26 protein-coding genes are annotated in these 25,731 nt (G+C 66.1%); 17 read left to right on the top strand and 9 right to left on the bottom strand.

The window, feature by feature from the left end; genetic code table 11:
* Positions 1 to 14 precede the first annotated feature (14 nt).
* The 8 genes from dnaQ (at position 15) to V3B48_RS15275 (ending at position 7,784) form a co-directional block, all read left to right on the top strand.
* A complete protein-coding gene (gene dnaQ / locus V3B48_RS15310; protein WP_032130518.1) occupies positions 15 to 524 on the top strand; it encodes a DNA polymerase III subunit epsilon in 510 nt (169 codons plus the stop codon).
* 247 nt (positions 525 to 771) lie between these two features.
* Positions 772 to 1,008: a 50S ribosomal protein L28 gene (gene rpmB, locus V3B48_RS15305; protein WP_005411638.1), complete on the top strand. Its 237-nt coding sequence runs from the start codon at positions 772 to 774 to the stop codon at positions 1,006 to 1,008.
* Positions 1,009 to 1,018: 10 nt separating this feature from the next.
* On the top strand, positions 1,019 to 1,186 hold the full coding sequence (rpmG, locus tag V3B48_RS15300) for a 50S ribosomal protein L33 (RefSeq protein ID WP_170272460.1): 168 nt from the start codon (positions 1,019 to 1,021) through the stop codon (positions 1,184 to 1,186).
* A gap of 299 nt (positions 1,187 to 1,485) precedes the next feature.
* Positions 1,486 to 2,904, top strand: a complete 1,419-nt coding sequence (gene cls / locus V3B48_RS15295; protein ID WP_100435485.1) for a cardiolipin synthase — start codon at positions 1,486 to 1,488, stop codon at positions 2,902 to 2,904.
* 45 nt (positions 2,905 to 2,949) lie between these two features.
* On the top strand, positions 2,950 to 4,371 hold the full coding sequence (locus V3B48_RS15290) for an FAD/NAD(P)-binding protein (RefSeq protein ID WP_329894020.1): 1,422 nt from the start codon (positions 2,950 to 2,952) through the stop codon (positions 4,369 to 4,371).
* Between the two features lie 9 nt (positions 4,372 to 4,380).
* Complete coding sequence (gene uvrD / locus V3B48_RS15285; protein ID WP_329894019.1) at positions 4,381 to 6,573, top strand: DNA helicase II; 2,193 nt, start codon at positions 4,381 to 4,383, stop codon at positions 6,571 to 6,573.
* 123 nt (positions 6,574 to 6,696) lie between these two features.
* On the top strand, positions 6,697 to 7,023 hold the full coding sequence (locus V3B48_RS15280) for a low molecular weight protein tyrosine phosphatase family protein (protein ID WP_049398648.1): 327 nt from the start codon (positions 6,697 to 6,699) through the stop codon (positions 7,021 to 7,023).
* A 206-nt stretch (positions 7,024 to 7,229) separates the two neighbouring features.
* Positions 7,230 to 7,784, top strand: coding sequence for a hypothetical protein (locus V3B48_RS15275; protein WP_329894018.1), 555 nt, complete (start codon positions 7,230 to 7,232; stop codon positions 7,782 to 7,784).
* A gap of 158 nt (positions 7,785 to 7,942) precedes the next feature.
* Here V3B48_RS15275 and V3B48_RS15270 read toward each other — a convergent pair whose 3' ends face one another.
* Positions 7,943 to 8,089, bottom strand: coding sequence for a hypothetical protein (locus V3B48_RS15270; protein ID WP_180862753.1), 147 nt, complete (start codon positions 8,087 to 8,089; stop codon positions 7,943 to 7,945).
* Positions 8,090 to 8,272: 183 nt separating this feature from the next.
* On the opposite strand from V3B48_RS15270, the gene V3B48_RS15265 reads away from it, so the two are divergent.
* Complete coding sequence (locus tag V3B48_RS15265) at positions 8,273 to 8,719, top strand: universal stress protein (protein ID WP_005411629.1); 447 nt, start codon at positions 8,273 to 8,275, stop codon at positions 8,717 to 8,719.
* Positions 8,720 to 8,854: 135 nt separating this feature from the next.
* On the opposite strand, the gene V3B48_RS15260 is transcribed toward V3B48_RS15265, so the two are convergent.
* Positions 8,855 to 9,139: a DUF2782 domain-containing protein gene (locus tag V3B48_RS15260; RefSeq protein WP_005411628.1), complete on the bottom strand. Its 285-nt coding sequence runs from the start codon at positions 9,137 to 9,139 to the stop codon at positions 8,855 to 8,857.
* Between the two features lie 98 nt (positions 9,140 to 9,237).
* Here V3B48_RS15260 and polA point away from each other — a divergent pair, with 98 nt between their 5' ends.
* Positions 9,238 to 12,012: a DNA polymerase I gene (polA, locus tag V3B48_RS15255; protein ID WP_329894017.1), complete on the top strand. Its 2,775-nt coding sequence runs from the start codon at positions 9,238 to 9,240 to the stop codon at positions 12,010 to 12,012.
* A 328-nt stretch (positions 12,013 to 12,340) separates the two neighbouring features.
* On the top strand, positions 12,341 to 12,820 hold the full coding sequence (locus V3B48_RS15250; protein WP_032129193.1) for a YetF domain-containing protein: 480 nt from the start codon (positions 12,341 to 12,343) through the stop codon (positions 12,818 to 12,820).
* A gap of 89 nt (positions 12,821 to 12,909) precedes the next feature.
* Here the strand turns inward: V3B48_RS15250 and V3B48_RS15245 are convergent, their stop codons facing one another.
* The 7 genes from V3B48_RS15245 to V3B48_RS15215 all read right to left on the bottom strand — a co-directional run bounded on the left by V3B48_RS15245 (position 12,910) and on the right by V3B48_RS15215 (position 21,663).
* The gene (locus V3B48_RS15245) at positions 12,910 to 14,430 is read right to left on the bottom strand and encodes a hypothetical protein (RefSeq protein WP_329894016.1); all 1,521 of its coding nucleotides are present in this window, start codon (positions 14,428 to 14,430) and stop codon (positions 12,910 to 12,912) included.
* 96 nt (positions 14,431 to 14,526) lie between these two features.
* The gene (hemF, locus tag V3B48_RS15240; RefSeq protein WP_049424225.1) at positions 14,527 to 15,423 is read right to left on the bottom strand and encodes an oxygen-dependent coproporphyrinogen oxidase; all 897 of its coding nucleotides are present in this window, start codon (positions 15,421 to 15,423) and stop codon (positions 14,527 to 14,529) included.
* Between the two features lie 54 nt (positions 15,424 to 15,477).
* Entirely contained in the window at positions 15,478 to 17,094 is a 1,617-nt protein-coding gene (locus V3B48_RS15235) for a hypothetical protein (protein ID WP_329894015.1), read from the bottom strand.
* A gap of 37 nt (positions 17,095 to 17,131) precedes the next feature.
* A complete protein-coding gene (locus V3B48_RS15230; protein ID WP_329894014.1) occupies positions 17,132 to 18,250 on the bottom strand; it encodes a hypothetical protein in 1,119 nt (372 codons plus the stop codon).
* A 36-nt stretch (positions 18,251 to 18,286) separates the two neighbouring features.
* Positions 18,287 to 18,847, bottom strand: coding sequence for a hypothetical protein (locus V3B48_RS15225; protein ID WP_049398641.1), 561 nt, complete (start codon positions 18,845 to 18,847; stop codon positions 18,287 to 18,289).
* A 30-nt stretch (positions 18,848 to 18,877) separates the two neighbouring features.
* Positions 18,878 to 19,297: an NUDIX domain-containing protein gene (locus V3B48_RS15220; RefSeq protein WP_182266927.1), complete on the bottom strand. Its 420-nt coding sequence runs from the start codon at positions 19,295 to 19,297 to the stop codon at positions 18,878 to 18,880.
* Entirely contained in the window at positions 19,294 to 21,663 is a 2,370-nt protein-coding gene (locus tag V3B48_RS15215; protein WP_253143662.1) for a S9 family peptidase, read from the bottom strand. Before V3B48_RS15215 ends, V3B48_RS15220 begins: the two co-directional genes overlap by 4 nt.
* A 167-nt stretch (positions 21,664 to 21,830) precedes the next feature.
* Here V3B48_RS15215 and V3B48_RS15210 point away from each other — a divergent pair, with 167 nt between their 5' ends.
* From V3B48_RS15210 to V3B48_RS15185, 6 genes are all read left to right on the top strand, one after another.
* Positions 21,831 to 22,160 carry a hypothetical protein gene (locus tag V3B48_RS15210; RefSeq protein ID WP_005414880.1) on the top strand — a complete coding sequence of 110 codons (330 nt, stop codon included), beginning with the start codon at positions 21,831 to 21,833 and terminating at the stop codon, positions 22,158 to 22,160.
* 37 nt (positions 22,161 to 22,197) lie between these two features.
* Entirely contained in the window at positions 22,198 to 22,851 is a 654-nt protein-coding gene (locus tag V3B48_RS15205) for a sigma-70 family RNA polymerase sigma factor (protein WP_253143663.1), read from the top strand.
* Positions 22,848 to 23,063 (top strand): hypothetical protein, encoded by a 216-nt coding sequence (locus tag V3B48_RS15200; protein WP_253143664.1) that lies wholly within the window; start codon positions 22,848 to 22,850, stop codon positions 23,061 to 23,063. The genes V3B48_RS15205 and V3B48_RS15200 overlap by 4 nt, the downstream gene beginning before the upstream one ends.
* Before the next feature lie 278 nt (positions 23,064 to 23,341).
* On the top strand, positions 23,342 to 23,653 hold the full coding sequence (locus V3B48_RS15195) for a hypothetical protein (protein ID WP_253143665.1): 312 nt from the start codon (positions 23,342 to 23,344) through the stop codon (positions 23,651 to 23,653).
* 51 nt (positions 23,654 to 23,704) lie between these two features.
* On the top strand, positions 23,705 to 24,916 hold the full coding sequence (locus V3B48_RS15190; RefSeq protein WP_253143666.1) for a hypothetical protein: 1,212 nt from the start codon (positions 23,705 to 23,707) through the stop codon (positions 24,914 to 24,916).
* Positions 24,913 to 25,731, top strand: a complete 819-nt coding sequence (locus tag V3B48_RS15185; protein WP_253143667.1) for a hypothetical protein — start codon at positions 24,913 to 24,915, stop codon at positions 25,729 to 25,731. Before V3B48_RS15190 ends, V3B48_RS15185 begins: the two co-directional genes overlap by 4 nt.

The following is a 25,731-nucleotide window of genomic DNA, read 5'->3' as shown; positions in this document are numbered from 1 at the left end:
GAACGCACACCCTGATGAGCCGCATCGTCGCACTGGATACCGAAACCACCGGCATCTCCCACCGCCTGGGGCACCGGGTGATCGAAATCGGTGCCGTCGAACTGATCGATGGCCAGCTCACCGGCCGCCAGTTCCACACCTACCTGCAGCCGCAGCGCAAGGTGGACTGGGGCGCGCAGCGCGTGCACGGCATCAGCGACGCGATGCTGGTGGGCAAGCCACTGTTCTCCAGCAAGGCCGCCGAGCTGCTGGAGTTCCTGCGTGGCAGCGAGATGGTCGCGCACAACGCCACCTTCGACGTGGGTTTCCTGGACAACGAGCTGCGCCTGGCTGGCATCCCCGGCACGCTGGCCCAGCATTGCCGCATCACCTGCAGCCTGAAGCTGGCGCGCGGGCGCTGGCCGGGCCAAGGCAATAAGCTGGATGATGTGCTGCAGCGCCTTCGCATTCCCGGGAACCGGGGCCTGCATGGCGCATTGAAGGATGCGCACCTGCTGGCCCAGGTGATTCCGCATCTGCGTTGAGCTGGTTCTACAGGGAGCGACCGTCGCATTCAGCCCCAGCCTGTGGGTAACTTGCGCAAGTGCTTGAACCCGTGCATAATGCGCGGCTCGCTGTGTCCGGTTTTCTACCGGGCGGCGCCTCCGGGAGCACGTCCCCGGCCGCCCAACGCCAGCGTAACCCTTTGATTCTCTTGACGTGTGGTGGGCAACCATCGAGGCCGCCGTCTCCCGGGCTACGGGCTGACACAACTTACTATCGAGGTGCGCAATGTCCCGCGTATGCCAGGTTTCCGGCAAGCGAGTGCAGACGGGTAACAACGTCTCGCACGCCAACAACAAGACCCGTCGTCGTTTCCTGCCGAATCTGCACGAGCGCCGCTTCTGGGTTGCCAGCGAAAACCGCTGGGTGAAGCTTCGTGTTTCCGCGCATGCACTGCGCACCATCGACAAGAACGGCATCGATTCCGTTCTGGCTGAGCTGCGTGCGCGCGGCGAAAAGGTCTGAGGAGTAGACGATCATGGCAGGCAAGCGCGATAAGGTCCGTATGATTTCGACCGCTGGTACCGGTCACTTCTACACGACCGACAAGAACAAGAAGAACACCCCGGGGAAGATGGAATTCTCCAAGTACGATCCGGTCGTGCGCAAGCACGTCCCGTACAAGGAAGGCAAGATCAAGTAATCCGCAAGGATTGCTGATCCCCGCGAAGAAACCCGCCCTAGTGGCGGGTTTTTTCATGCCTGGCATCCAGAGGGTGGGTGCCAACCTTGGTTGGCAACTTGTCCCGCCCCCGGTAGGTGTCGACCTTGGTCGACACGCTGTCCCTTCACCCGGTAGGTGCCAACCTTGGTTGGCACGCCGTCCCCCCACCCGGTAGGTGCCAACCTTGGTTGGCACACGGCTTCAAAGCAGTCGAGCGCGGCTCGACTCTACACACCCCGCTGGGCAGAATGGCCCATCACCTCCCGACGGGCGACGCGATGCTGTTCGAGTGGTTGCTGGGTTCCTACCTGCTGCTGATCGACTGGCTGATCCGGCTGGTCGCGCTGTGCTGGATCCCCACCCGCACCACGCCGGGGGCGGCGCGCAGCTGGCTGCTGCTGGTCGGCTTCGTGCCGCTGCTGGGCCTGCCGCTGTACCTGCTGTTCGGCCACCCGTGGCTGTCGCGCGAGCGCATCCGCCGCCAGGCCGAGGCCTCGCAGGTCATACGCGAGGAACAGGCGCTGCAGCATCGCCTGCGCTGGACCCCGCAGCCGGACACTGCCTGCGCCGAGATCGTGCCGCTGGTGCAGCGCCAGGGCGACTTCATGCCGGTGCACGGCAACGCGGTGGACCTGCTGACCGACTACGACGAATCGCTGCACACGCTGATCGCCGACATCGACCAGGCTGAAGACCGCGTGCACCTGCTGTACTACCTGATGTTTGACGACGCGGTGGGCGAGGCGGTGGTCGAGGCACTGCAGCGCGCAGCGGCGCGTGGTGTGCAATGCCGCGTGCTGCTCGACGCAGTGGGTGCCAAGCGCGGCCTGCGCGCCTATCGCAAGCGCCTGGAAGCGCGCGACATCGAAGTGCGCGCGATGCTGCCCGGTGGCCTGCGCTGGCGCCGCAGCGGGCGCATGGACCTGCGCAACCACCGCAAGATCGCGGTGATCGACAACGAAGTGGCCTACGTCGGTTCGCAGAACCTGGCGGGCCCGCAGTTCGTGCCCGGCCACCCGAACCGCGAACTGGTGGCGCGCGTGCGTGGCCCGGCGGTGGCGCATCTGGAAGCGGTGTTCGCCAGCGACTGGTACATGGAAACCGGCCAGCGCCTGGACGTGATTGCCGATGTGCCCGAGTGCAGCGATGACATCGCCACCCAGCTGCTGCCCAGTGGCCCGGCCTATCCGTACAGCAACGCACGCGATGCGGTGGCCGCGCTGATCCACCTGGCGCGGCGGCGGCTGGTGATGGTCACGCCGTACTTCGTGCCGGACGAAGCCACGTTGAGCGCGCTGCGCATTGCGGCGTTGTCCGGCGTGCAGGTGCAGCTGATCCTGTCGGCCAGCAACAACCAGCGGCTGACCTCGTGGGCGCAGGAGGCGTACTACGACGAGCTGCTGCGCTGTGGCGTGCGCATCGCCCTGTACGAACCGCAGTTCCTGCACGCCAAGCACATGAGCGTGGACGAGGACATCGCCGTGCTCGGCTCGATCAACATGGATATCCGCTCGTTCGCGCTGAATGCCGAGATCGGCCTGATCTGCTACGACCGCGCGCTGGTGCAGCAGTTGTGCGAGATCGAGGATGGCTATCTGCGTGAGTCGCGGCAGCTGGATCTGCAGCAGTGGCGCAGCCGCCCCACGTGGCGGCGCAGCCGCGAAGGCATCGCACGGCTGGCCGATGCGTTGATGTAAGGCAATGCCGGCCGCCCGCTTCGGCAATCCGGCCTGTCATCGCCGATGGCCTACAATCGGCACATGACTGATTCACCGCGTAATGGCGAACTGGACCTGGCAATCATCGGTGGTGGTGCGGCCGGGGTGCTGGTGGCGATCCAGGTACTGCGCCAGGCCAAGGCGCCGCTGGCGCTGGCCATTTTCGAACCCGCCTCGCAGCTGGCGCAGGGCATCGCCTATGCCACGCCGTGGCCGGAGCATCTGCTGAACGTGCCGGCGGCGAAGATGAGTGCGTTTGCCGACCAGCCCGGCGATTTCCTCGACTACCTGATGGCCGCCAACGCCTACCCGGGCGAGGCGCGCGAGGTGCTGGGCGAGCGTTACGTGTGCCGCCACTACTTCGCGGCCTACCTGCAACAGCGCCTGCAGGACGCCGCCACAGCCAGCCCGGCGCAGCTGCAGGTGATCGCGCAGCCGGTGCTGGGCCTGCAGCCGGATGACCACGGTTACCGGCTGCAGCTGGGCGATGGCCACACGCTGCACGCCGCGCAGGCGGTGCTCGCCACCGGCAACAGCATGCGCCCGCTGCCGGTGGCCGGTGCCGAGGCGCTGCCTGCCGATGATGTGATCGAGGCCTGGGACTACGACGGCGTACGCACCCTGGCCGGCGAACAGGCTGTAGCCATTGTCGGCTCCGGCCTGAGCATGGCCGACACCGTGCTGGCGCTGGTCGCCGCCGGCCACACCGGACCGCTGCACGTGATCTCGCGCCATGGCCTGCTGCCGTTGCCGCACGCGCATGGTGGCCTGCCCACGTTCGATCCGGCCACGCTGCTGCCGATGAACCTGCGCCAGCGCCTGCGCGCGTTGCGCGGGTTCGCACGCCAGTCACAGGCCGACGGCCTGCCGTGGCAGGGCGTGATGGACCGCATCCGTCCGCACGGGCAGGCGCTGTGGTGCAGCCTCGAAGAGGCCGACCAGCGCCGCTTCCTGCGCCATGTGGTGCGCTACTGGGACGTGCATCGCCACCGCATCGCCGAAGAAGTGGATGCGCAGTTGCAGGCGCTGCAGGACAGCGGCCAGCTGCGTATCCACCGGTCCCGCCTGCAACGCGTCTGGCGCGACGGCAATGCGCTGCAGCTGTCCGGCCGCGATGCCTCGGGCAATGAACAGCAGTGGATGATCGGCGGGGTGATCAACGCCACCGGCGTGGAGACCCGCGCCAGCGCACTGCGCAATCCGTTGCTGCAGCAGCTGCAGGCTGATGGGCTGGCACGCCCCGGCCCGCATGGACTGGGGTTGGACAGCACGGTGCCGGGCGATCGCCTGTGTGCCGCCGGTGGCCAGCCGCAGGCACGGCTGGGCGTGCTCGGCAGCCTGCGCATCGGCAGCCTGTGGGAAAGCCTGGCGGTGCCTGAACTGCGTCAGCAGGCGCAGGCACTGGCAACCCAGGTGGTCGCAGGAGCCGCGACGGCGATGCCGTAAAATGGGGGCATGGATGTCTCCCACCTGCTTGATGGCCTGAACCCGGCCCAGCGCGAAGCCGTCTCCGCTCCCCCCGGCCACCACTTGGTGCTGGCCGGTGCCGGTTCCGGCAAGACCCGCGTACTCACCCACCGCATCGCCTGGCTGCATGAAGTCGATGGCGTGCCGACCCACGGCATTTTCGCGGTGACCTTCACCAACAAGGCGGCCGGCGAAATGCGCCACCGCATCGACGCACAGCTGCCCAATGGCAGCCGTGGCATGTGGATCGGCACCTTCCACGGCCTGGCCAACCGCCTGCTGCGCCTGCACTGGCAGGACGCGAAGCTGCCCGAAGGCTTCCAGGTCATGGATTCGGACGACCAGCTGCGGCTGGTCAAGCGCGTGGTGCAGGCGCTGGAACTGGACGACGGCAAGTACCCGGCCAAGCAGATCGCGTGGTGGATCAACGCGCAGAAGGACGAAGGCCGCCGCCCGCAGCACATCCAGCCCGAGCCGCACGATGCCTGGCTGGAAACCATGCGCCAGGCCTACATCGAGTACCAGGCACGCTGCGACCGCGCCGGCCTGGTCGACTTCGCCGAGCTGCTGCTGCGCGCGCATGAGCTGCTGCGCGACAACCCGGCGTTGCTGTCGCACTACCGCGCGCGCTTCCGCGAGATCCTGGTAGACGAGTTCCAGGACACCAATGCCATCCAGTACGCCTTCGTGCGCGTGCTGGCCGGCGATTCCGGCCACGTGTTCGTGGTCGGCGACGATGACCAGGCCATCTACGGCTGGCGCGGTGCCAAGGTCGAGAACGTGCAGGGCTTCCTGCGCGATTTCCCGGGCGCGCAGACCATCCGCCTGGAACAGAACTACCGCTCCACCGCCAACATCCTCGGCGCCGCCAATGCGGTGATCGCGCACAACCCCGACCGCATCGGCAAGCAGCTGTGGACCGACAGCGGCGACGGCGAGCCGATCGACCTGTACGCCGCCTACAACGAGATGGATGAGGCGCGCTACATCGTCGAGCGCGCGCGCCAGTGGGTGCGTGACGGTGGCAGCTATACCGAAGTGGCCGTGCTCTACCGCAGCAACGCGCAGTCGCGCGCGCTGGAAGAGGCCCTGCTGAGCGAACAGGTGCCGTACCGCGTGTACGGCGGCATGCGCTTCTTCGAGCGTGCCGAAATCAAGGATGCGCTGGCCTACCTGCGCCTGCTGTCCAACCGCAACGATGACGCCGCCTTCGAGCGCGCGGTCAACACGCCCACCCGTGGCATCGGCGATCGCACGCTGGACGAAGTGCGCCGCGAGGCGCGCGCGCAGGGTATTTCGCTGTGGGAAGCGACCATGCTGGTCACCCAGGGCAGCGCGCTGGCCGCACGTGCGCGCAATGCACTGGCCGGCTTCCTGGTGCTGGTCAACGAGCTGCAGGCGCAGACCCTGCACATGACCCTGGCCGAGCGCGTGGACCACGTGCTGGCCCGCTCGCAGCTGCGCGAGCACTGGAGCAAGGAAAGCCGCAACGCGCTGGACTCGGAATCGCGCACCGACAACCTCGACGAACTGGTCTCGGTGGCCTCTCGCTTCGTGCGCCGTGCCGATGACATCGAGGAAGTGGGCGAGGACATGGACGAGCTGGTCGCGTTCCTGGCCTATGCCGCGCTGGAGGCCGGTGAGGGCCAGGCGCAGGCGGGCGAGGACGGCGTGCAGCTGATGACCCTGCACTCGGCCAAGGGCCTGGAGTTCCCGCTGGTGTTCCTGGCCGGCCTGGAAGAAGGCCTGTTCCCCAGCGCACGTTCGCTGGAGGAAAGCGGGCGGCTGGAAGAAGAGCGCCGCCTGGCCTACGTCGGCATCACCCGCGCGCGCCAGAAACTGGTGCTGAGCTACGCCGAATCGCGCCGCATCCACGGCCAGGACAACTACAGCCTGCCGTCGCGCTTCCTGCGCGAGATTCCGCGCGAGCTGCTGCACGAAGTGCGCCCGAAGGTGCAGGTCTCAAGGCCGGCCTCGATGGGCGCCAGCCGGGTGATGGGCCATGCCTCGATCGAGGCGCCGCCGCTGAAGCTCGGCACGCTGGTCACCCATCCCAAGTTCGGCGAAGGCATGGTGACCGACTACGAAGGCAACGGCGCCCACGCCCGCGTGCAGGTCGAGTTCGCCGACGCCGGCAGCAAGTGGCTGGTGATGGCCTACGCCAACCTGACGGTGATCTGATCACCGTCGAGGGGTCGGATCCCTCCCGCTGGGAGGGCTCTGACCCCATCGCGGAATGCACGTGGTTGGGGTCAGAGCCCTTTCCCGTTGGAAAAGGGATCCGACCCCGATTAGGCTGCGGCCATGACCCGCAACGTGCTCTTCCTCTGCAGCCAGAACCGCCTGCGCAGCCCGACGGCCGAGCAGGTATTCGCCGACTGGCCGGGCATCGAAACCGCTTCGGCCGGGCTGCTGGCCGACGCCGAAGAAGTGCTCAGCCCCGAGCTGCTGCAGTGGGCGGACCTGGTGTTCGTGATGGAGCGCGCCCACCGCAATCGGCTGTCCAGCCGCTACAAAGCATGGCTGAAGGGCAAGCGGGTGATCTGCCTGGATATCCCGGACGACTACGACTACATGGACCCGGTGCTGGTGGAGTTGCTCAAGCGCAAGGTGACGCCGTTCCTGCGTTGACGGGCTGTTGTAGAGCCGAGCCCATGCTCGGCTGCTTCTGGTGGGAAAGGCAGTCGAGCACGGCTCGACTCTACAAAGGCAGTCGAGCAAGCTATGCCGGTCGTCCTGACCGGCACCCTTCGGGCCGTCGCAAGCGACGTTGGCAGCGGCTCCTGCCGCTACCTTCGACTCTACAATGGGGCCTGACATCTTCCAGGAACGCCCCGATGACCGAACCCACGCTGCACGTCACCGTGAAGTTGAACGCCAAGCTGCAGCCCGAGCATCGCCACGAACTGTTCGAGGATCCGCTCGATGCGCTGCTGCAGGCGGCCCAGGTGGGCGAGCTGACCGGCGGCGGCACCGCGATGTCCGACCTCGGCGAGGTCGAATACGGCGACATCGAAGTGGCGCTGGTGGACGCTGCAGGCGTGCCGAAGCTGATCGACCTGCTGGAACAGCTGGGCGCGCCGAAGGGTTCGCAACTGCAGGGGGCGGGCGAGGCTGATCGAGGCTTCGGCGTGACCGAAGGCCTGGGCATCTACCTGGATGGCCTGACCCTGCCGGACGAGGTCTACGAGCAGTGCGATTCCAACCACGTGTTCGAACAGCTGTCGGAGAACATCGACGGCCTGGGCGAGATCTGTAGCTGGTGGCAGGGCCCGACCGAGACCGCGCTGTACATGTACGGCGAATCGTTCGAAGCGATGCGTGATGCGATTGCCGAATTCGTGGCCAGTTATCCGCTGTGCCAGAACGCACGCGTGGTGCAGATCGCCTGAAGATAGGGGCGCCGTAGAGTCGGGGGGGGGGGGGCGGGGGGGGGGGGGGGGGGGCGGCGGGGGGGGCGGGGGGGGAAGCGCGGCGCGCGAGGGCGAGCTTGCTCGACTGCCATTTATGAGCAGAGGCAGTCGAGCAAGCTCGACTCTACGGCAGCAGGCTATCGGCCGGCTGACTGCCTGGCGTTGTCGCGCTGGGCCAGATCCTTGCCCAGGTAATAGCCGCCGCAGAACAGCACGAAGGCGGCAATGAGGCTCCACAGGATGATCCTGAGGGGGCTTCGTGATGTCGGCTTGCGGTCCTGCATGCGGGTTCTCCCAAGGCGGCGCGCCGCCGCCCACCCAGCTTGCGCTGCAGTGTCCGGGTACGCAAGCTGGCGATGCGCACACGCCGCTGCGCCGCGCCGGATTGATCCTGCTCAAGGCGCGCCCTGCACATCCGGTGTGCAATGGTGTTGTTCCCATCTGGCAGACCGCCACGGAGCCCCACCATGTACAAGCGCATCCTGATTGCCACCGACGGATCCGAGCTGGCCGACAAGGGCCTGGCCAAGGGTCTGGAGCTGGCCAAGGACCTCAACGCCGAGGTCGATATCGTGACCGTTTCCGAGCCGTGGGCCGTCGGCATGTACGACGCCATGGGCTGGAGCGTGGGCTACATGAACAGCCCTGAATACAAGGCCGACCGCGAGGAAGGTGCGCAGAAGGTGCTGCAGCCGGCGCTGGCCAAGGCCGCCGAGCAGGGCATTACCGCCAACCCGGTGCACGTACTGGACCGCTACGCGGCCGACGGCATCATTGAGACGGCGGGTGAGCGCAACAGCGACCTGATCGTGATGACCTCGCATGGCCGCCGTGGCGTGACCCGTGTGCTGCTGGGCAGCCAGACCGCTGAAGTGCTGGCACGCAGCACGCTGCCGGTGCTGGTCATCCGCTGATACAAGCGTTCCCGGGGAGGGGACCCGACGCCGGCCGCAGGATGCGCGCCGGCGTCATCTTTTGTAGGGGCCGGCAGGGGCCCATCCACGCATGGCGTGGATCTACTGAATCGCAGGGATCCGACCCCGGTCACATCACCAGCTGTACAGCTTCCAGTACACCGGCGACACGCCGTCCTTGTCGTTGTCGAAACGGCCATCGCCGTTCTTGTCGTACATATAGAACGGGGCACCGCGCGACGGGGTCACCTTGACCATGCGCAGCTGGCCGGACACGCGGTATTCCTCGATGACATCGCCGTTGTCCATGGTGCGCTTGGACACATCCGCGCCCTTGACGTCCACCGGGGGAGCGCCCGCGCCACCCATGCTGGCGCAGCCAGCGAGCAGGAGCAGGGAAGCCAGCATCAGGGTCTTCATCGGCGGGGGCCTTTGCCTGGAAAGAGCCTTGATTATGCCCCATCACCGCGGCTGTGCCGTGTCGTCGCAGTGCAGGCACGGGCGCGTAGAATCGACCCATGAGCAGATTAGTCCTGATCGACGGGTCCAGTTACCTGTACCGCGCGTTCCACGCGCTGCCGCCCCTGTCCAATGCACAGGGCGAACCCACCGGCGCGCTGTTCGGCGTGGTCAACATGCTGCGCTCGACGCTGAAGGAGCGCCCGGCCTACGTGGCGTTCGTGGTCGATGCGCCCGGCAAGACCTTCCGCGATGACCTGTACGAGCAGTACAAGGCCAACCGCCCGCCGATGCCCGACGAGCTGCGCAGCCAGGTTGAACCGATGTGCCGCATCGTTGAAGCGCTGGGCATCAGCATCCTGCGCATTCCCGGCGTGGAAGCCGACGATGTGATCGGCACGCTGGCCCTGCAGGGCGTGGCGCAGGACCTGAAGGTGACCATCTCCACCGGCGACAAGGACTTTGCCCAGCTGGTGCGGCCGGGCATCGAACTGGTCAACACCATGACCGGCAGCCGCATGGATTCCGATGCCGCAGTGATGGAGAAGTTCGGCGTGCGCGCCGACCAGATCATCGACCTGCTGGCGCTGATGGGCGACACCGTCGATAACGTGCCGGGCGTGGAGAAATGCGGGCCGAAGACCGCCGCCAAGTGGCTGGCCGAGTACCAGCACCTGGACGGGGTGATGGCGGCCGCGCCGACCATGAAGGGCAAGATCGGCGAGAACCTGCGCGCCGCGCTGGAGCGCCTGCCGCTGAACCGCGAGCTGGTGACCATCCGCACCGACGTGGAGCTGGACGCCAGCCCGACCACGCTGGCCCTGCGCGAGCAGGACGTGCCGGAGCTGACCGAGCTGTATGCGCGCTACGGCTTCACCCAGGCGCTGAAGGAGCTGGGTGCACCGCTGCCGGCGCCGACGGCCGCCAGCGAAGCAACGCCGAGCCTGCGTGGCACCGCCGCCGGCTTCGCCCGTGGCAGCGCCGAGGCACCGGCCGCCGGCACGCTGGATCCGGCGCTGGCCGCGCCGGGTGAATACGAGACCGTGTTGACCGCAGAGCAGCTGCTGGCTTGGGTGGAGCGCCTGCAGCAGGCGGACCTGATCAGCTTCGATACCGAAACCGATGCGCTGGACGCGATGCGTGCGCGCCTGGTGGGCATCAGCCTGGCGGTCGAGCCGGGCAAGGCCGCCTATATTCCGGTCGGCCACGATTACCCGGGCGCGCCGGCGCAGCTGCCGATGCAGCAGGTGCTGGATGCGCTGCGCCCGGTGCTGCAGGACCCGGCAAAGAAAAAGCTGGGCCAGCATGGCAAGTACGACCTGCATGTGCTGCGCCGCCACGGCGTGGAGGTGCAGGGCTACCACGACGACACCATGCTCGAGAGCTTCGTGCTCAACTCCACCGCCACCCGCCACGACATGGATTCGCTGGCCCTGCGTTACCTGGGCTACAACACCATCAAGTTCGAGGACGTGGCCGGCAAGGGCGCCAAGCAGATTCCGTTCTCGCAGGTGGGCATCGACGAAGCCAGCCGCTATGCGGCCGAGGACGCCGACATCACCCTGCGTCTGCACCGCGCGCTGCAGCCGCAGCTGCTGGCCGAACCGGCGCTGGACAGCGTGTACCGTGACATCGAGATGCCGCTGGTGCCGGTGCTGACGAGCATCGAAGCCAATGGCGTGCGGATCGATACCGTCGAGCTGCGCCGGCAGAGCCAGGACCTGTCCTCGCGCATGCTGGCCGCGCAGCAGAAGGCCACCGAGCTGGCTGGACGCAGCTTCAACCTGGATTCGCCCAAGCAGCTGCAGGCGGTGCTGTTCGATGAGCTGAAGCTGCCGGCGGTGGTGAAGACCCCGAAGGGCCAGCCCAGCACCAATGAAGAGGCGCTGGAGGCGATCGCCGACCAGCACGAGCTGCCGCGAGTGATCCTGGACTACCGGGGCCTGGCCAAGCTGCGCAGCACCTACACCGACAAGCTGCCGGAGATGGTCAACCCGGACACCGGCCGCGTGCACACCAGCTACCACCAGTCCGGCGCCGCCACCGGCCGCCTGTCCTCGTCAGACCCGAACCTGCAGAACATCCCGATCCGCACCGAGGATGGCCGCCGTATCCGCCGCGCATTCATCGCGCCGGAGGGCTTCCAGCTGCTGGCGGCCGACTATTCGCAGATCGAGCTGCGGATCATGGCCCATCTGTCCGAGGACCCGGGCCTGGTGCGTGCCTTCGAGCAGGGCGCCGACGTGCACCGCGCCACCGCCGCCGAGGTGTTCGGGCGCACGCTGGAGGAAGTGACCCCGAACGAGCGCCGCGCGGCCAAGGCGATCAACTTCGGGCTGATGTACGGCATGAGCGCCTTCGGCCTGGCGCGCAACCTGGGCATCGACCGTGGCCAGGCGCAGGACTACGTGGCGCTGTACTTCAGCCGCTACCCGGGCGTGCGTGATTTCATGGAGCGGATGCGCCAGCAGGCCCGCGACCAGGGCTATGTGGAAACCCTGTTCGGCCGCCGCCTGTACCTGAACGACATTCATGCACGTAACCAGGGCCTGCGCGCCGGTGCCGAGCGCGCCGCGATCAACGCGCCGATGCAGGGCACCGCCGCCGACATCATCAAGCGCGCGATGGTGGACGTGGACCAGTGGCTGCGGGACAGCGGCGCACCGGCACGGATGATCCTGCAGGTGCACGATGAACTGGTGTTCGAAACCGAAAGCAGTTTCGTCGAGGAGTTGCGTTTGCAGGTGGTCGAGCGCATGTCGCAAGCGGCCAAACTGCGGGTGCCGCTGGTGGTCGATACCGGCATCGGCAACAACTGGGACGAAGCCCACTGAGTGCATTTCAGGCCGAAAACGACGTGAATTCGTTCATCCGTCGGAGCTTTCTGACTCGATCATGAATGTTGCCCTGATGGAAGTTCATTAAATTGGGCCCCTTCACGAACCGTTAGTGTTCGGAGTGCTTCTATAACTCTCGACAGGCGCAACGCCTGTTGTGGATCTCTCCCATCCCCTGGAGCAGATCTCGGAACGGGGACTCCTCCCCAAGTGCCCGTTCCCCGGCCCCGTTGACCTCCCCCTGGTCAGCGGGGCTTTTTATTTGTGCCGTTGCCAGATGCCGTGGCCTGCGCCACGCTGGGCCACCGCTCCGCAGGGGAAGACAATGCCCGATCTGTTCGCACTGGCGATGCCATGGTGGGAGTTCATCCTGCGCGCGGTGGTGGTCTATGTCGTGGTACTGGGCATGGTCCGGCTCAGCGGCAAGCGCCCGCTGGGGCAGATCACCCCGTTCGACGTACTGCTGGTGGTGCTGCTGGGCAACGCGGTGCAGAACGCGCTGCTGGGTACCGATACCTCGCTGGGCGGCGGCCTGCTGCTGGCGGCCACCCTGATCCTGCTCAACTATGGGGTGGGCTGGGTCAGTACCCGCAGCCGGCGCATCGAGCGCCTGGTGGAAGGAGAACCGGTAGTGATCGCGCGTGATGGGCGCCTGTTCGACGCCGTTCTGCGCCGTGAGCAGGTCACCCGCGCCGATTTCGAGGCCGCGATGCGCCAGCAGGGCTGCCTGGGCGTGGAGGATGTCGAGCTGGCCCTGCTGGAGATCAACGGGCACATCACCATCATCCCCAGGAAGAGCACCTGACGTGTAGCGTCGAGCTTGCTCGACTGTTTCCATCCACTGCCAGCAGAAGTCGAGCAAGCTCGACGCTGCGGGTACCCCTTCCCGCGCCCTCAGAGCGCGGCTTCGGCCTTCAGTGCCGGCCAGTTGCGGGTGGCGTCCACATCACAGGCCACATGCGTGCCCTTGCCATCCTTCGCGCAGAGCGCCGCCATGGCCTGCGGGATCTTCGGGTCGGCGGTATGCGAATACACCGCTGCCAATGCCAGGCACCCTTCGCGGACACCGGCGCCGCACAGCGTCTCGAAGTAGGGCAGCGACGCGGCCCATTTCTCGGCCTCGAACAGGGCTTCGCCGGCAACCTTGCAGCCCAGCAGCTTGCCCTCGGTGCAGCAGGCCTTGGCGCCGTCCTTGCGTGCCAGGGTGGGGCAATCCAGTGGCAGCGGGATCTCCACGAACGCCACCGGCGGCGTGCAGCTGGCATTGCCTGCGGTGGGCTTGCGCTCGTAGTAGGCGAAGCGGTTGCCGCCGTCGACGCTGGCGAGGTTTCCGTTCTTCAGCGGTTGCAGCACGAAGTCGCTGCCGACATCGGGACGGATGAGGATGCGGCCGTCCTGCAGGCGCGCGCGCAGGCGCTGGTCGCGGCCCTCGGCCTCAACCAGGCCGCCATCGAGGAAGCGCAGCTGCGAGAGCACACCGTACTCGGCTTCATAGCTCCCACACGGCAGCGCAGTGGCCGGCACCGGAGCCAGTGAAGCGACCGGCGCAGCGGCCAGGCTGGCAAGCGCCTTGGCGCGGCCGCAGGCCACGCCGTCCGCGCGCTGCGCGCACGACAGCTGCAGCGCTTCGTGGGCCTGCAACAGGCGCCCGCCACTCCACAGCACCTCGGCAACGTCGGCGCAGAAGGTCTCGCCGTGCTGCTGCCGGCACAGTGCGCCCAGCTCATCGAGCTGCGCGGACGGCAACACGGGATCAACCGAATGCTGCAGCCCGAGCAGGGACTTGCCGATCATCTCCAGCCCGACCACCTCGGCGATCGCCCTGCAACCCTCGGCGTTGAAGGACGCGGAATCCTCCTTGCAGATCTCCGGCTTCGGCGGCTCGGCCCGTGCAGGCGCCGGGGCAGCGTCCTTGGCCTGCTGCTGGTAGGCCTCCAACAGCTGGGAGCAGGCCGCGCCCACGCCCTCGGCACACCAGACGTGCAGCTTCACCGGTGCGGCCTCGGGCAGCGCCTCCAGGCACTCGGAGGTGTTCATCACGCAACCATCTTCGATGGGCTCGGGCATCGTCTTGCAGGCGGCGGCGTGCTCACGGGTGAACTCGCGATAGGGCGTGTTGATCGCGCGGTCGTTGTCCGAGAAGAACCAGTTTTCCAGGCGTCCCGTGGACAGGTTGCCGGTGCCGAGCACGTCTTCCTGGCGGGCGATGCGCAGCTCCTCGGTGGCCTGGTAGGGGCCGGACAGGAAGGCGTGGCCTTCGCTCTCGATGGTCAGCGTGATAGTGCCGTCGCTGTCCTTGTAGGTGCCGCAGGCCATCGATTGCGCGGCAGCCGGCAGGCTGGCCGAGGCCAGTGCGAGCAACAGCAGGGAGCGCCAGCCCGCAGCGCGGGGGCGGAGGGAAACAGCAGCAGGCATGGGGTCATCCTTGAAGGAGGCAAAGCAGGACCTGTCCGGTGCAGGGCGCACCACAGGCAGGAGAAGACGCCACGCGTCAGGCGTGGCGCCGGAAGGTCAGAGCCAGTCGCGCGGCACCAGGTAATCGGCCAGGCGTGCCTCGGCGCTACCCGCTTCCGGGGTGAAGCCGTACTCCCAGCGCACCCGCGGCGGCAGGCTCATCAGGATGCTTTCGCTGCGGCCACCACTCTGCAGGCCAAACAGCGTGCCGCGGTCGTAGACCAGGTTGAATTCCACATAGCGGCCGCGTCGGTACAGCTGGAACTCTCGCTCGCGCTCGCCGTAGGCGGTGTCCTTGCGCTGCTGCACGATCGGCAGGTAGGCATCCAGGAAGCCATCGCCGACCGCACGCAGATAGTCGAAATCGCGCTCGAAGTCGCCGTGCAGGTCGTCGAAGAACAGGCCGCCGACGCCGCGCGTTTCATTGCGGTGGCGCAGGAAGAAGTACTCGTCGCACCAGCGCTTGTGCGCGGCATAGCGTTCTTCGCCGAACGGGGCGCACAGGTCGCGCGCGACCCGGTGCCAGTGCTGCACGTCCTCGTCGAACGGATAGAACGGGGTCAGGTCGAAGCCACCGCCGAACCAGCTGGCCACCACTTCGCCGTCGCGCTGCGCCTGGAAGAAGCGCACGTTGGCATGGGTGGTCGGCACGTAGGGGTTGAGCGGGTGGAACACCAGCGACACGCCAGTGGCACGCCAGGAGGCGCCAGCCAGTTCCGGACGGTTGGCCGAGGCCGATGGCGGCAGGCGGCTGCCGGCCACGTCGGAGAAGCCGATGCCGGCCTGCTCGAACACCGCACCGTCGCGCAGCACGCGGGTACGCCCGCCACCGCCCTCGGCACGCTGCCACAGGTCTTCCTGGAAGCGGGCCTGGCCATCGACGGCCTCGATCGCCGCACAGATGCGGTCCTGCAGGTCGGTGAGATAGGCGCGCACGCGCTCGAATTCGTTCATGGCGCGTACTTTACCGCAGGGCCCGCCCGAAGCTGCGGGCAGGCCCTGGCCGGCTCAGCGCTTGCGGTTGGAGTTGCGCGGCGCCGGAGCGTCGTCCACGGCTGCCTCGTCAACCGCCTTCTGCAGAGCACCACCCAGCGTGATCAGCTCCCAGTTCTGGGTGCCGAGCACGTCGCAGGCCACATGCAGGCCACTACGGTCGGCCTTGCACAGCTGCTCCAGGGTTGCCCGTGCGTCCAGTTCCGCGCCGTTGCCCTGTGCGGTCACCAGGTTCTCGCACCCTTCGCGTACGCCGGCGCGGCAGACCGTGGTGTAGTGCCCGGCAGCCTGCAGCCAGTCGCCGGACAGCGCAAGGCGGTTGCCGAGAATGTTGCAGCCCTGCAGCTTGCCCTGCGCGCAGCAGGCTTCGGCACCGCCCTCGTTGGCCAGCGCCAGCGGGCAATCCTGCGGCAGTGGCAGCACCTTGAACTGCTTCGGTGCACTGCACCGGGTCGGGCCCTCGCCGGTGGGGACGAACACTTGGAAGCGGGTCCAGTTATCCAGGCCCAGCAACTGGCCGCCGGGCAGCGGGCGCAGCACGAAGTCGCCGTCCCGGTCGTGGTGGATGCGGATGTCGCCCGTTTCGACGCGTGCGCGAAGATGGCTGCTCCAGCCCACACCGACCAGGCCGGCATCGCCGAAGTCCAGCGTGTCCATCAGGCCGCCGTCGGACCGGTAGTTGCCGCAGGGCAATGCAGTTGCGGGCTGCGGTCGCAGCGATGCGCCCACCGCCTGCAACGCCGGCAGGCGCTGACAAGTGGCGGTGTCATTGCCGGGGGTGCAGGCCGCAGCCAGGGCCTGCACCGCCTGCTGGGGATCTCCCGCGTCCCAGGACAGCTCAGCCACGCGGGTGCAGAAGCCGCCGTGCGCTACCTCGCGGCACAACCGCAACAACTGTTGCCGCCGCTCAGCTGGAATGATCACCGGCACGGTCGGTGCCGTCATCGTCACCATGGCTTCGGTCATGGCGGCCGTCATCGCGGCCTTGACCAGCTGCTCCTGCACTGCCGGGTCGGCCTCGAGTGCGGCGGCACACGCCGGGGTTCCCTGTTCGAAGCCACCGTTGTCACAGGCGGCGGGTAGTTTGATGCCGGACAGGGCGGCGTCGAGCGCTGCCTTTGCCAGGGCGGGATCGGCCTCGACCGCGGGTTTGGCTTCCTCATGCCAACGATCAGCCAGTTGCAGGCACATGCCGGGCACGCCTTCCCGACACCCCGCTTTCAGGGCGGCCGGGGTCGCTTCGCGACGGTTGTCCAGGCACGCCGCCGCATCAGCCAGGCAGCTGCCTGCAGCCGGCGTGGCGGCTGCGGCGCACTGTGCGGGCGCCTGCAGGAGGTAGACCGTGCCATCCACCTCGACCGTGCGGCCACGATCGCGCACTTGCAGCGCGCTGGGCAGGCCGTACTCCAGGTTCACCAGTTGCAGCTTTCCGTCGATCTGCTGGAACGCGACCGGAGACGGCGCACTGCCGAAGTGCTTCTGCTCGCCGCGGTTGGGTGAGCTGATCCGCAGCGTGCCGCTGCCTTCGTCGGCCTTGAACAGGCCGCATTGTGGTGACTGTGCGGCGGCCATCGGCGCGGCCAGCAGCAGGGCCCAGGCCAGCCAGCGGCGGCGCGGTGCGGGTGAATGCATGTCGTCTCCTTGACGATCGAACGGGAAGCTCCTGGCGCTACGGCGAACCCTGGCCCTCGCGCGGGGGCGTGCATTGTGCCGCGTCGGGCAGTGGCCGGTAACGCTGGTAGCCGGTCTGGGTATCCATGCCGAGCAGGTCGCCATTGCCGAGCTGGTGCAGCACAAGGGTTTCGCCGTTCTGCTGCAGCTGGACGGCGCCTTCGTGCAGGCGGGCACGCGCGCCATCACCGAAGTCGAGCATGTCGATCACGCCACCGTCAGCCTGGTAACGGCCGCACGGCACCCGCTGCAACGGCACCAGGCGCAGGTCGGCGCCGAGTTCACGCAGCGGCGCGGTACGTCCACAGGCACTGATGCGGCCTGCATCGCAGACCACCTGCAGGGCCTGCACTGCCGACGCAGGTTCCAGCGCGTTCAATTGCTGCGCGGCCACTTCCACGCAGAAGCGGCCACTGCGGTGCTGCAGGCACAGTTGCTGCAGCTGATCGCGTGCAGCGGCCGGAAGCGGCGAACCCAGCGTGTCTTCGTCTTCCTGCTGCAGGCGTTGATTCACCCGCTGCATGGCGGCAGCCAATGCATCATTGGTCAGCGCCTCGCAGGCCTGCGGGTCATGCCCGGGCGTGTGTTCGCGGCAGGCAGGCGGGCGTTCAAAGCCCGTGGCACCGACGTCGTCGGTGGCCTTTGCTGGGCTGCCATCCCGCAGTTGTCGCAGCAGCGCCGAGCAGCCCGCGCCAACGCCTTCGTCGCACGCGCGCTGGATCTGGCCGGGCGAAGCCGCGGGCAGCTGCGCAATGCAGTGGCTGCCGGCGGCGCGGCAGCTGCCGGCAATCGCGGCGGGTTCGCTGGCGCAGTCCCGGGACTGGCGCAGCGTGTAGACCACCACGTCGTCTTCGATGCGCTGCCCATCGGCGCTGATCCGGACCGGCAGTGCCACGCCATCGTCGAGCATGACCAGTCGGGCCTGCGCCGCGCTGCGATCGACCCACAGCGGCTCCGGCTCGCTGCCGTCGTCGCGGCGGTAGCCGCTGCTGGGTGATGTGAACATCAGCGCCATGCCACCGTCGGTGCTGCGGTATTCGCCACAGCGCAGCGCATCGGCGGCGGCAGGCAGCGCGGCGAACAGCAGCAGCGCGGGGAGAAGGGTCAGCAAGCGCATGCGACGGTCCTTGTCGTGCGGAAAAGGGGGTGTGGCTCAGTGGAAGCGCGAGCGGATGTCTGGTCGCAGCAGTCGCCAGGCCAGCCAACCCTGCAGGCCGAGGAGTACGAATGACATGGCCACCATGGTCAGCGTGATCAACCAGCGCTTCAGATGGAGTTCCTGTTGCAGGACGGCGTCGTCGGAGAGAAACGGGATGACGTCGCGCATGAACACGTCCAGCCACCCGGCGATCGCAAAGTTGGTCAATGCACTCATCAGCAGGATGGCCACAAAGCTCCACAGGCCCCAGCTGCGCTCGCGTAGCAGTCCCCAGCTGGCCAGCGTCGAGGCAAGGCACAGCAGTGCGACGATCATCGACGCGGCCACCGGATGCGCCAGAAGCCAGATCAGGCTGTGCAGGTGCTGGAGTTGTACTTCCCTCTCAACCAGGTGCCAGATCGGAAGGTTGTGCAGCGGCCACAGCAGCAGTCCCTGCATCACGAAGTAGACCGTGAGCAGCAGTGACAGCCAGAACGAGGCGTGTGCGATCGGGCGCACCCAGGCGTGATAGGTCGGTTGGACCAGCGAAGGAATCGGCGGGATCGACATTGACATCCGGTGTCCTTGCAATCGGTGCCCGCGCGCTCAGCGGGCCGTCACCCGGGTGGCGACGGCCGGCAGGATATGGTGTTCGCTCAGCGGTGCCAAGGGCAGGCCGTGCGGTGGCTGCAGCGGCACCCAGGCCAGTTCGGCGATCTCCGCGCGTGCCTGTGGCATGCCGTCCACCTGCACCCACCAGGCCTGGGCCTGCACGCGGTGGCCGGGCTCGTTCACCGCCCAGTCCTGGAACGTACCCAGCGCGATGGCGGTTTCGGCGTGCAGCTGCGCACCGAGTTCCTCGTCCAGCTCGCGGGCCAGCGCCTGCAGCGGTGCTTCGCCGGCTTCGGGTTTGCCGCCCGGCTGGATGAAACGGTCAGCGCCGTGCTTGCGCACCACCAGCGCCCGGCCGCGGTCATCCAGGATGACCGCGGCCACGATGTGGATCGTGGCCGCGGCGCTGCTCACTTCAGGTTCTGCTCGAACAGCTTGAGGATGCGCTTGTACTGGTCCAGCCAGGAATCGGCGCGGACGTAGCCGTGGCGCTCCAGCGGGTACGGTGCGATCGACCAGTTGTCCTTGTGCAGTTCGATCAGGCGCTGGGTGAGGTTCACCGAGTCCTGGAAGAACACGTTGTCATCCATCATGCCGTGGGCAATCAGCAGGTTGTCCTGCAGGTTCTGCGCGTACTCGATCGGCGAGGACACGCGGTACGCCTCCGGATCGATGTCCGGGGTGTTGAGGATGTTGCTGGTGTAGCCGTGGTTGTACTGGTGCCAGTCGACCACCGGGCGCAGCGCGGCGCCGGCCTTGAACGTGCCCGGCGAGCGGAACAGCGCCATGAAGGTCATGAAGCCGCCGTAGGAACCGCCGTAGATGCCGGCGTGGTCGCGGTCACCCTGCTGGGTGTCGACCAGCCAGTCCAGGCCATCCTTGTAGTCTTCCAGTTCCGGGTGGCCCATGTTGCGGTAGATCGCCGTACGCCAGTCGCGGCCGTAGCCCTCGCTGCCGCGGTAATCCATGTCCAGCACGATGTAGCCCTTCTGCACCAGCAGGTTGTGGAACATCTGCTCGCGGAAGTAGGCCGGGTAGCGCTGGTGCACGTTCTGCAGGTAGCCGGCGCCGTGCACGAACATCACGATCGGGTACTTCTTCCCCGGTTCCTTGTTTTCCGGTTCGTAGTACTTGGCCCAGACCACGCCGGCGCCATGCTTGGACGGCACTGCCACCAGCTTCGGCTGGATCCACTGGCGCGCCTTGTAGTCGGCGGTGCGGGTGTCGGTCAGCACGCGGGCCTGGCCACCGGTGCTCGGCAGCACGGCCAACTGCGGCGGCAGGTAGGCACCGGAATAGCGCACCAGCAGCTGCTGGCCGTCCGGCGACAACGAGAAGTCTTCCACGCCGTTGAGGCTGGTCAGCTCGCGCACCTGGCGGCTGCCGGTGTCGATCGCGCAGACTTCGTAGTCATGCGGGGCCTGCTGGTTGCACAGGAAGTAGAAGCCCTTGCCATCGGCCGACGGCACCGGCGCCGAGGTTTCCCACTTGCCGCTGGTCAGCGCCTGCGGCTTGGCCGTGCCGGCCTGGGTGTACAGGTGCGAGAAGCCCGATTCCTCCGACAGCAGCCACAGCGTGCGGCCATCGGCCATCCAGCCGAAATCGTTGAAGCCCCAGTTGATCCAGCCGTTGTCGGTCAGGCGATGGCGGTTCTGCACGCGGCCATCGGCAGCGTTGACACTGATGATCCAGCGGTCCTTGTTGTCGTTGGCACGCAGCATCACTGCGGCCTGCTGGCCATCGGCGCTCCAGCGGATGCCACCGCCCATGAAGTCGCTCATCACCTGCAGGCTGCGCTCGCCCTTCAGCGCGTCCTTGCCGGCCTTGCGGCGCAGCTCGGCCAGCGGATCGGTGCTGATGCCAGGCAGGCCGGCCAGCGAGACCTTCTCGGCCTTGCCGGTGCGCACGTCCACGTACCACAGGGTGTGCGGCTCGAAGCCGTTACGGCCGACGCGGGTGCGGGTGTCTTCGGTTTCCTCGTAGCCCGACTCGGTCACGTACAGCGGCATCTTGCCGCCGCGGCCGTCATCGAAGTCCTTCGGCTTGGTCACCACGATCAGGTGGGTCAGGTCCGGCGACAGCACGCTGTCGGCGATCTCCACGTCGGTGCCCAGGTACACCGGGCCCGGCGCGCGGGTCGGGTCGGCCTGGCGCCAACGCTGGTCCTGGTCCTTCAGTGCTTCGCGCTGGTCACGGTCGCGGCGCAGGGTTTCCAGCGTGCGCAGCTGCTGGTCACGCAGCACGTCGGCCTTCGGCGGCGTGCGCGGATCCTTCTCGGCCTTCAGGCTGGCCACCTGCTGCACGCCGCTCGCGGCGGTCCAGTGGAACCAGTTCTGGCCAACGCGCCAGATCACGCCATTGTCGGCAGCAAAGTTCACGTTGCCCGCGCGCTCGTTGCTGCGGGTCAGCTGGGTCAGCGCGCCGCTGCGCAGGTCGCGCACGAACACGTCGCCATTGCGGACGAAGGCGCTGCGGCTGCGGCTGCGGTCGTAGACCGGCTCGGCCACGTCCAGGGTGCCGCGCTGGTCATCGGCCACCTGTGCGGCCACGCCACCCGCCACCGGCTGGCGGAAGGTATCGCGCACCGGGCTGCCGTTGCGCTTGAGCTGGTACTCCACCTGCTGGCTGTTCCACGACCACCAGGCCTTCTCGACCGGCGGACCGATCCAGTCCGGGTCGGCCATGGCCTGTTCGATGGTGATCGGCGTCGGCGCGGCATGCGCAGCCGGTGCGGCCAGCACGGCCGACAGCAGGAGGGACAGGGGCAGCACTCGGGACATGGGCGGACGGCACCGGAAGAGGAAACCGGGCAAGGGTAGCAGCCGTCCGGGCCGGGGGCAGGGGCCACAGGTCATGGCAGCGGGATTGGCAAAGTGGTGCAACCGGTTGCCGGCCTCGCGCATCCATTCTCCTGAACCCGCATCATCCACCGAACAGGAGCCCGACCATGCAGGAACTGATCCCGATCACTCTCTTCATCTGCATCGCCTACGCGATCCACGCCATTGCCGATGCCCGCGCCCGCAGCAAGCTGGTGGCCCCGCACGTGCCGGAGGAAGTGATCCGCTCGCTGGCCGTGCTGGAAGAAGAACGCCGCCGCCAGGGGGCGCTGCGCTGGGGCATCAGCCTGGTCTGCCTGGCGTTGGCCATGGCCCTGCTGGAAGCCATCGGTGCCCGTGACCTGACCTTCGGTGCCGCCGCCGCGCTGGTCGGCAGTGCTGGCCTGGGCCAGCTGCTGGCCTGGCACTTCACCCGCCCCGCCGCACGCAAGGGCTGAGCCGGCCCATGTCACGGGCACAGGGGGCGCCCCGCAGATGAGCCTGCTCGGCGAAGCATTGTCGGCACTGCGGGGCCGTCGCCGCCACGATGCAGCGGAGACGGCGGCACCCGCCGCACCGCTGGACGCGGACCAGGCCCTGGTGCGGGCGATCATCGACGGCTCGCAGGTGGCGTTTTCGCAGCTGGTCGAGACCCACCAGCGCACCTGCGCACATGTGATCGGGCGCATGGTGGGCGACCGCGATCAGGTGGCCGACCTGCTGCAGGAGACCTTCCTGGCCGTGTTCCGCCAGCTGCACCGCTTTCGTTTTGAATCCTCGCTGCGCACCTGGGTTTCCCGGGTGGCCTACACCACCGCGCTGCAGCACCTGCGCCGGCGGCGGCTGGAGGCGCAATGGATGGTGGCGGTGGAGGTGCCGGAGGAACTGGGAATCGGCGATGAAGGGCCGGGGCCGGCCGAATTCAGCGAGGCGCTGCAGGCGGGGCGCCATCTGGGCGTGGCGCTGGAGCGGTTGAGTGCACCGCAGCGCCTGATCGTCGGCCTGCACTACCTGGAGGACTTCGACCTGGTCGAGATCGAGCAGGTGACCGGGCTGGCACGCGGTACCATCAAGAGCCACCTGCACCGCGCGCGCCAGGTCCTGAAGCAGGAACTGACGCGGCATGCCGCCGCCGGAGAACTGCTGTGAGCCCATCGACCGATCCTCGCGATGCGGAAGAACGCGCGCTGGCGCAGGCGTTGCGTGAGCAGACGCAGCAGGAAGAGACGCCGGATGTGAGCGAGGCGCTGCAGAAGCGCATTGCCGCTGAATCGCGCGATAGTGGCGTGGGCTATGTGGTGGTGCAGGTGGCGTTGTTGGGGGCGTTGGTGGCGGCAGCTGTCTGGTATTTCTGGCATTAAGCGATTTATAGACCGACACCAGTCGCATACGGCGTGAATCTTCCTATGCCATTCCCGAGGTCGCTGACTCGGACAATCCCCCACACCCGACGGATTGCGTCAGCTCCAGACGCTATGTGACGGTCCTCGCACTGAGGATAGTTGCAAAGAAATCCGCTGCTATTGATGTCGATGACCCTGCTGGAAAAATCTAAATCGTCAGCAACCGCTGACGTTGGCCAGGAGCCGCGCAAGCTCACGGTCATATCCAGCAGTATCAACTTCAAAGGAGCGGAACAATGTCGAAGATCTGCAAATCCGTGCTTCTCCCACCGGCACTCATCGCAATGCTTGGTCTATCCGGAATCGCATCTGCTGCGCAGGAAAGTGCGACCAATGATCTCACGCAGATCCAGAACGTCTCTGTGCTGGACATCAACCTCGTCAGCGGGGCGGAGCTGCAAGAAGGAGTCAGCGATAGCGAGATCGCGGGTGTGCAATGTACCAACTACTCAAGCGGTGGAACCCACTGCGGTCACTACTCGTCGGGTGACGCAGAAGAGCTCCAGTTCGCGCATGTCGTTCCTGAAGTACAGAAGTTCAACGTCTAAGAATGCGGACGGCCGCCCTTGGGGCGGCCGTCCGCCACCAAGGAGAGGTTGATGAGAACTTCCATAGAGGAAATCAGGAGAGCGATTGAGGATCCGCGTAGAACGGTTGACGTTTGCTCGGTACTTCTGGATGCATGGTTTGAAGCTGCTCCGCGTCGTTTGGGCGAAGCTCTTTCGAAATTCAGAGCGAAGAAGCTCGAGAACCACAAATGTGTGGAGAAATTTGAAAGAACGTTCAAGAAACTGGATCCTGCGGCAAGAAGAAGATTGCTTGGATCCCCGTGGGTTTCTGGATTCATGGATGATCCAGATGGAGTCTCGCATGAAGATCCAGATGGAAGGCCCGTCTCGACCATCGAAGCACTTCATCTCGCCGCAAGGGCGGAGTGTCAAATTTCTCCAAACCATGAAGAAGCGGGAGGGTTGGACCATGGGAAGGAAGTCGAAAGCCCACTAGGGGAGTGGGTGGTAAGGCGGCGTGATTTCGGATTTGAAAAGGTTGAGCGGGCAAAAGTGGGGGGCGTGATCGCTCTGGACGTGGATAGTGGACTGGCACGCCGGAACGAACCTGAGAGCGGAACGTTCTGCAATCCATTCATGAGTATTTCACCAGAAGAGCTTGGGGTAATCCAGGAGAAGCTGGAAGCCGCCATAGAGCTCGTGGATAAAGCCACTCCACATCTGGGTCTGCTGATTCGAATATTCACAAGGCGTGTGTTTGTGAGGAAGTCGATCCAGTTGGGTGATCAGGTTTCACCACTCAATCTTGGATCCGAGTATCGGCCGATTCATGTTGGTTGCATCCGAATTCTCAATGTTCACAGGCCAGAAATGACCGTGGATCTTTGCGCAGAGGCAATTCTGCATGAGTCCGTACACTCGTATCTCTCCGCCTATGAAGAGGTGCACGGGAAGTTCATGTCAGGTGCAATCAGGGTGCGCCCGGTTTCACCATGGTCAGGAAATTTCATTCCCAACCATTCGCTGGCACACGCGGTTTTTGTTTACTACGCCATCCATCAGCTTCTCGGGAGATTGGTTGGTGTCGGCGGCGAGATTGGAGAAGAAGCCGGGAGGAGAATGAAGCGACGACTGATGCACGTAGCGGGCGGATTCTTCATCGAACGGAAGATCTCGACGCTATTCGTACTGGAGTCACCCGCCTCATTGCAGCTGATGGCGGTCGTGGATGAAATTCAGGAGGAGATCAGGGCCCAGTACGGCCGAAAAGTGCAAAGGGAGATGCTGGAGAGCGTGGCATGAAGATTCCAACCATTGTCATCCACTCCGATCCGGAAGACGTTGTCGCAACCGTGCTGAGAGATGTCGAGGGTGTGAGTGTGATCCATCTGGACGAGCTGACTCAAAGTTGGTGCGTTCAGGAGGCTGAGATCATTGAACCCATAGTGGAAACGTCGATTCCTAACATGTGGTCCGCCTACATCATCAACAGAGTCTTCGATCTCTCTTGCACCGAGATTGGCAAGCGTCTTCGTGCATTCGGATTGCATGAGAACTGGGCACACACAGCTTTGGGTTCGGTTCTATCGCGAGCGCACACACTGGCGTATGGAATTGGTCCTCGCGGAGTGAGTAGATCGCTTCTCCCCTTGAATGTGCAGTGGAAGCTTCTTTCCGAGCGTATTCCACGCATTAGAACGCCACGTTTTGCTTTTGGGTTCGGTCATCGAATGCCTGATATGTCGCATCTGGACAAATTCGTACAGAAGTCAGTCTGGTCCTACTTCCGTTGGGACGGTGATTCTGATGTCGCAGAAGGGGAGCAGCAGTGGCATCCATTCTTCGTCGAACAGCCGCAAGGCATCCCAATCATATGTAGCTACCACGGAGAGGCGTTTGCACTGAGTTTCCCTAGGGGGCGACCCAAGGCGGATCTCGGGGCCTTTCCCGCTCTCATATGCGCATGCCGGGAACTTTTCGACAGCAGGATGGGCGAGATTCTGGTGTACCAAGAGAACGAAATCCTGACCTTCTGCGCCTGCAGCCCATACATGGCTGGAATAGGTGAGCTGGGAGAAAGGGAGCAACTTCTTCTACAGGGAGTTCCTTCGAGTTGA

Source organism: Stenotrophomonas sp. SMYL20, from assembly GCF_036320045.1.
Classification (GTDB): Bacteria; Pseudomonadota; Gammaproteobacteria; order Xanthomonadales; family Xanthomonadaceae; genus Stenotrophomonas; species Stenotrophomonas maltophilia_A.
The sequence above is the reverse complement of the archived record's forward strand: the minus strand, read 5'-3'. Positions and strand labels throughout refer to the sequence as shown.

Coding starts and splice junctions, on each gene's coding strand:
- uvrD (WP_329894019.1), top strand. CDS start 4,381: ATGGATGTCTCCCACCTGCTTGATGGCCTGAACCCGGCCCAGCGCGAA.
- V3B48_RS15190 (WP_253143666.1), top strand. CDS start 23,705: ATGAGAACTTCCATAGAGGAAATCAGGAGAGCGATTGAGGATCCGCGT.
- V3B48_RS15185 (WP_253143667.1), top strand. CDS start 24,913: ATGAAGATTCCAACCATTGTCATCCACTCCGATCCGGAAGACGTTGTC.
- V3B48_RS15245 (WP_329894016.1), bottom strand. CDS start 14,430: ATGCCTGCTGCTGTTTCCCTCCGCCCCCGCGCTGCGGGCTGGCGCTCC.
- V3B48_RS15195 (WP_253143665.1), top strand. CDS start 23,342: ATGTCGAAGATCTGCAAATCCGTGCTTCTCCCACCGGCACTCATCGCA.
- rpmB (WP_005411638.1), top strand. CDS start 772: ATGTCCCGCGTATGCCAGGTTTCCGGCAAGCGAGTGCAGACGGGTAAC.
- V3B48_RS15270 (WP_180862753.1), bottom strand. CDS start 8,089: ATGCAGGACCGCAAGCCGACATCACGAAGCCCCCTCAGGATCATCCTG.
- hemF (WP_049424225.1), bottom strand. CDS start 15,423: ATGAACGAATTCGAGCGCGTGCGCGCCTATCTCACCGACCTGCAGGAC.
- V3B48_RS15265 (WP_005411629.1), top strand. CDS start 8,273: ATGTACAAGCGCATCCTGATTGCCACCGACGGATCCGAGCTGGCCGAC.
- V3B48_RS15275 (WP_329894018.1), top strand. CDS start 7,230: ATGACCGAACCCACGCTGCACGTCACCGTGAAGTTGAACGCCAAGCTG.
- V3B48_RS15260 (WP_005411628.1), bottom strand. CDS start 9,139: ATGAAGACCCTGATGCTGGCTTCCCTGCTCCTGCTCGCTGGCTGCGCC.
- dnaQ (WP_032130518.1), top strand. CDS start 15: ATGAGCCGCATCGTCGCACTGGATACCGAAACCACCGGCATCTCCCAC.
- V3B48_RS15290 (WP_329894020.1), top strand. CDS start 2,950: ATGGCCTACAATCGGCACATGACTGATTCACCGCGTAATGGCGAACTG.
- V3B48_RS15215 (WP_253143662.1), bottom strand. CDS start 21,663: ATGTCCCGAGTGCTGCCCCTGTCCCTCCTGCTGTCGGCCGTGCTGGCC.
- V3B48_RS15250 (WP_032129193.1), top strand. CDS start 12,341: ATGCCCGATCTGTTCGCACTGGCGATGCCATGGTGGGAGTTCATCCTG.
- polA (WP_329894017.1), top strand. CDS start 9,238: ATGAGCAGATTAGTCCTGATCGACGGGTCCAGTTACCTGTACCGCGCG.
- V3B48_RS15210 (WP_005414880.1), top strand. CDS start 21,831: ATGCAGGAACTGATCCCGATCACTCTCTTCATCTGCATCGCCTACGCG.
- V3B48_RS15280 (WP_049398648.1), top strand. CDS start 6,697: ATGACCCGCAACGTGCTCTTCCTCTGCAGCCAGAACCGCCTGCGCAGC.
- V3B48_RS15205 (WP_253143663.1), top strand. CDS start 22,198: ATGAGCCTGCTCGGCGAAGCATTGTCGGCACTGCGGGGCCGTCGCCGC.
- V3B48_RS15235 (WP_329894015.1), bottom strand. CDS start 17,094: ATGCATTCACCCGCACCGCGCCGCCGCTGGCTGGCCTGGGCCCTGCTG.
- cls (WP_100435485.1), top strand. CDS start 1,486: ATGCTGTTCGAGTGGTTGCTGGGTTCCTACCTGCTGCTGATCGACTGG.
- V3B48_RS15230 (WP_329894014.1), bottom strand. CDS start 18,250: ATGCGCTTGCTGACCCTTCTCCCCGCGCTGCTGCTGTTCGCCGCGCTG.
- V3B48_RS15225 (WP_049398641.1), bottom strand. CDS start 18,847: ATGTCAATGTCGATCCCGCCGATTCCTTCGCTGGTCCAACCGACCTAT.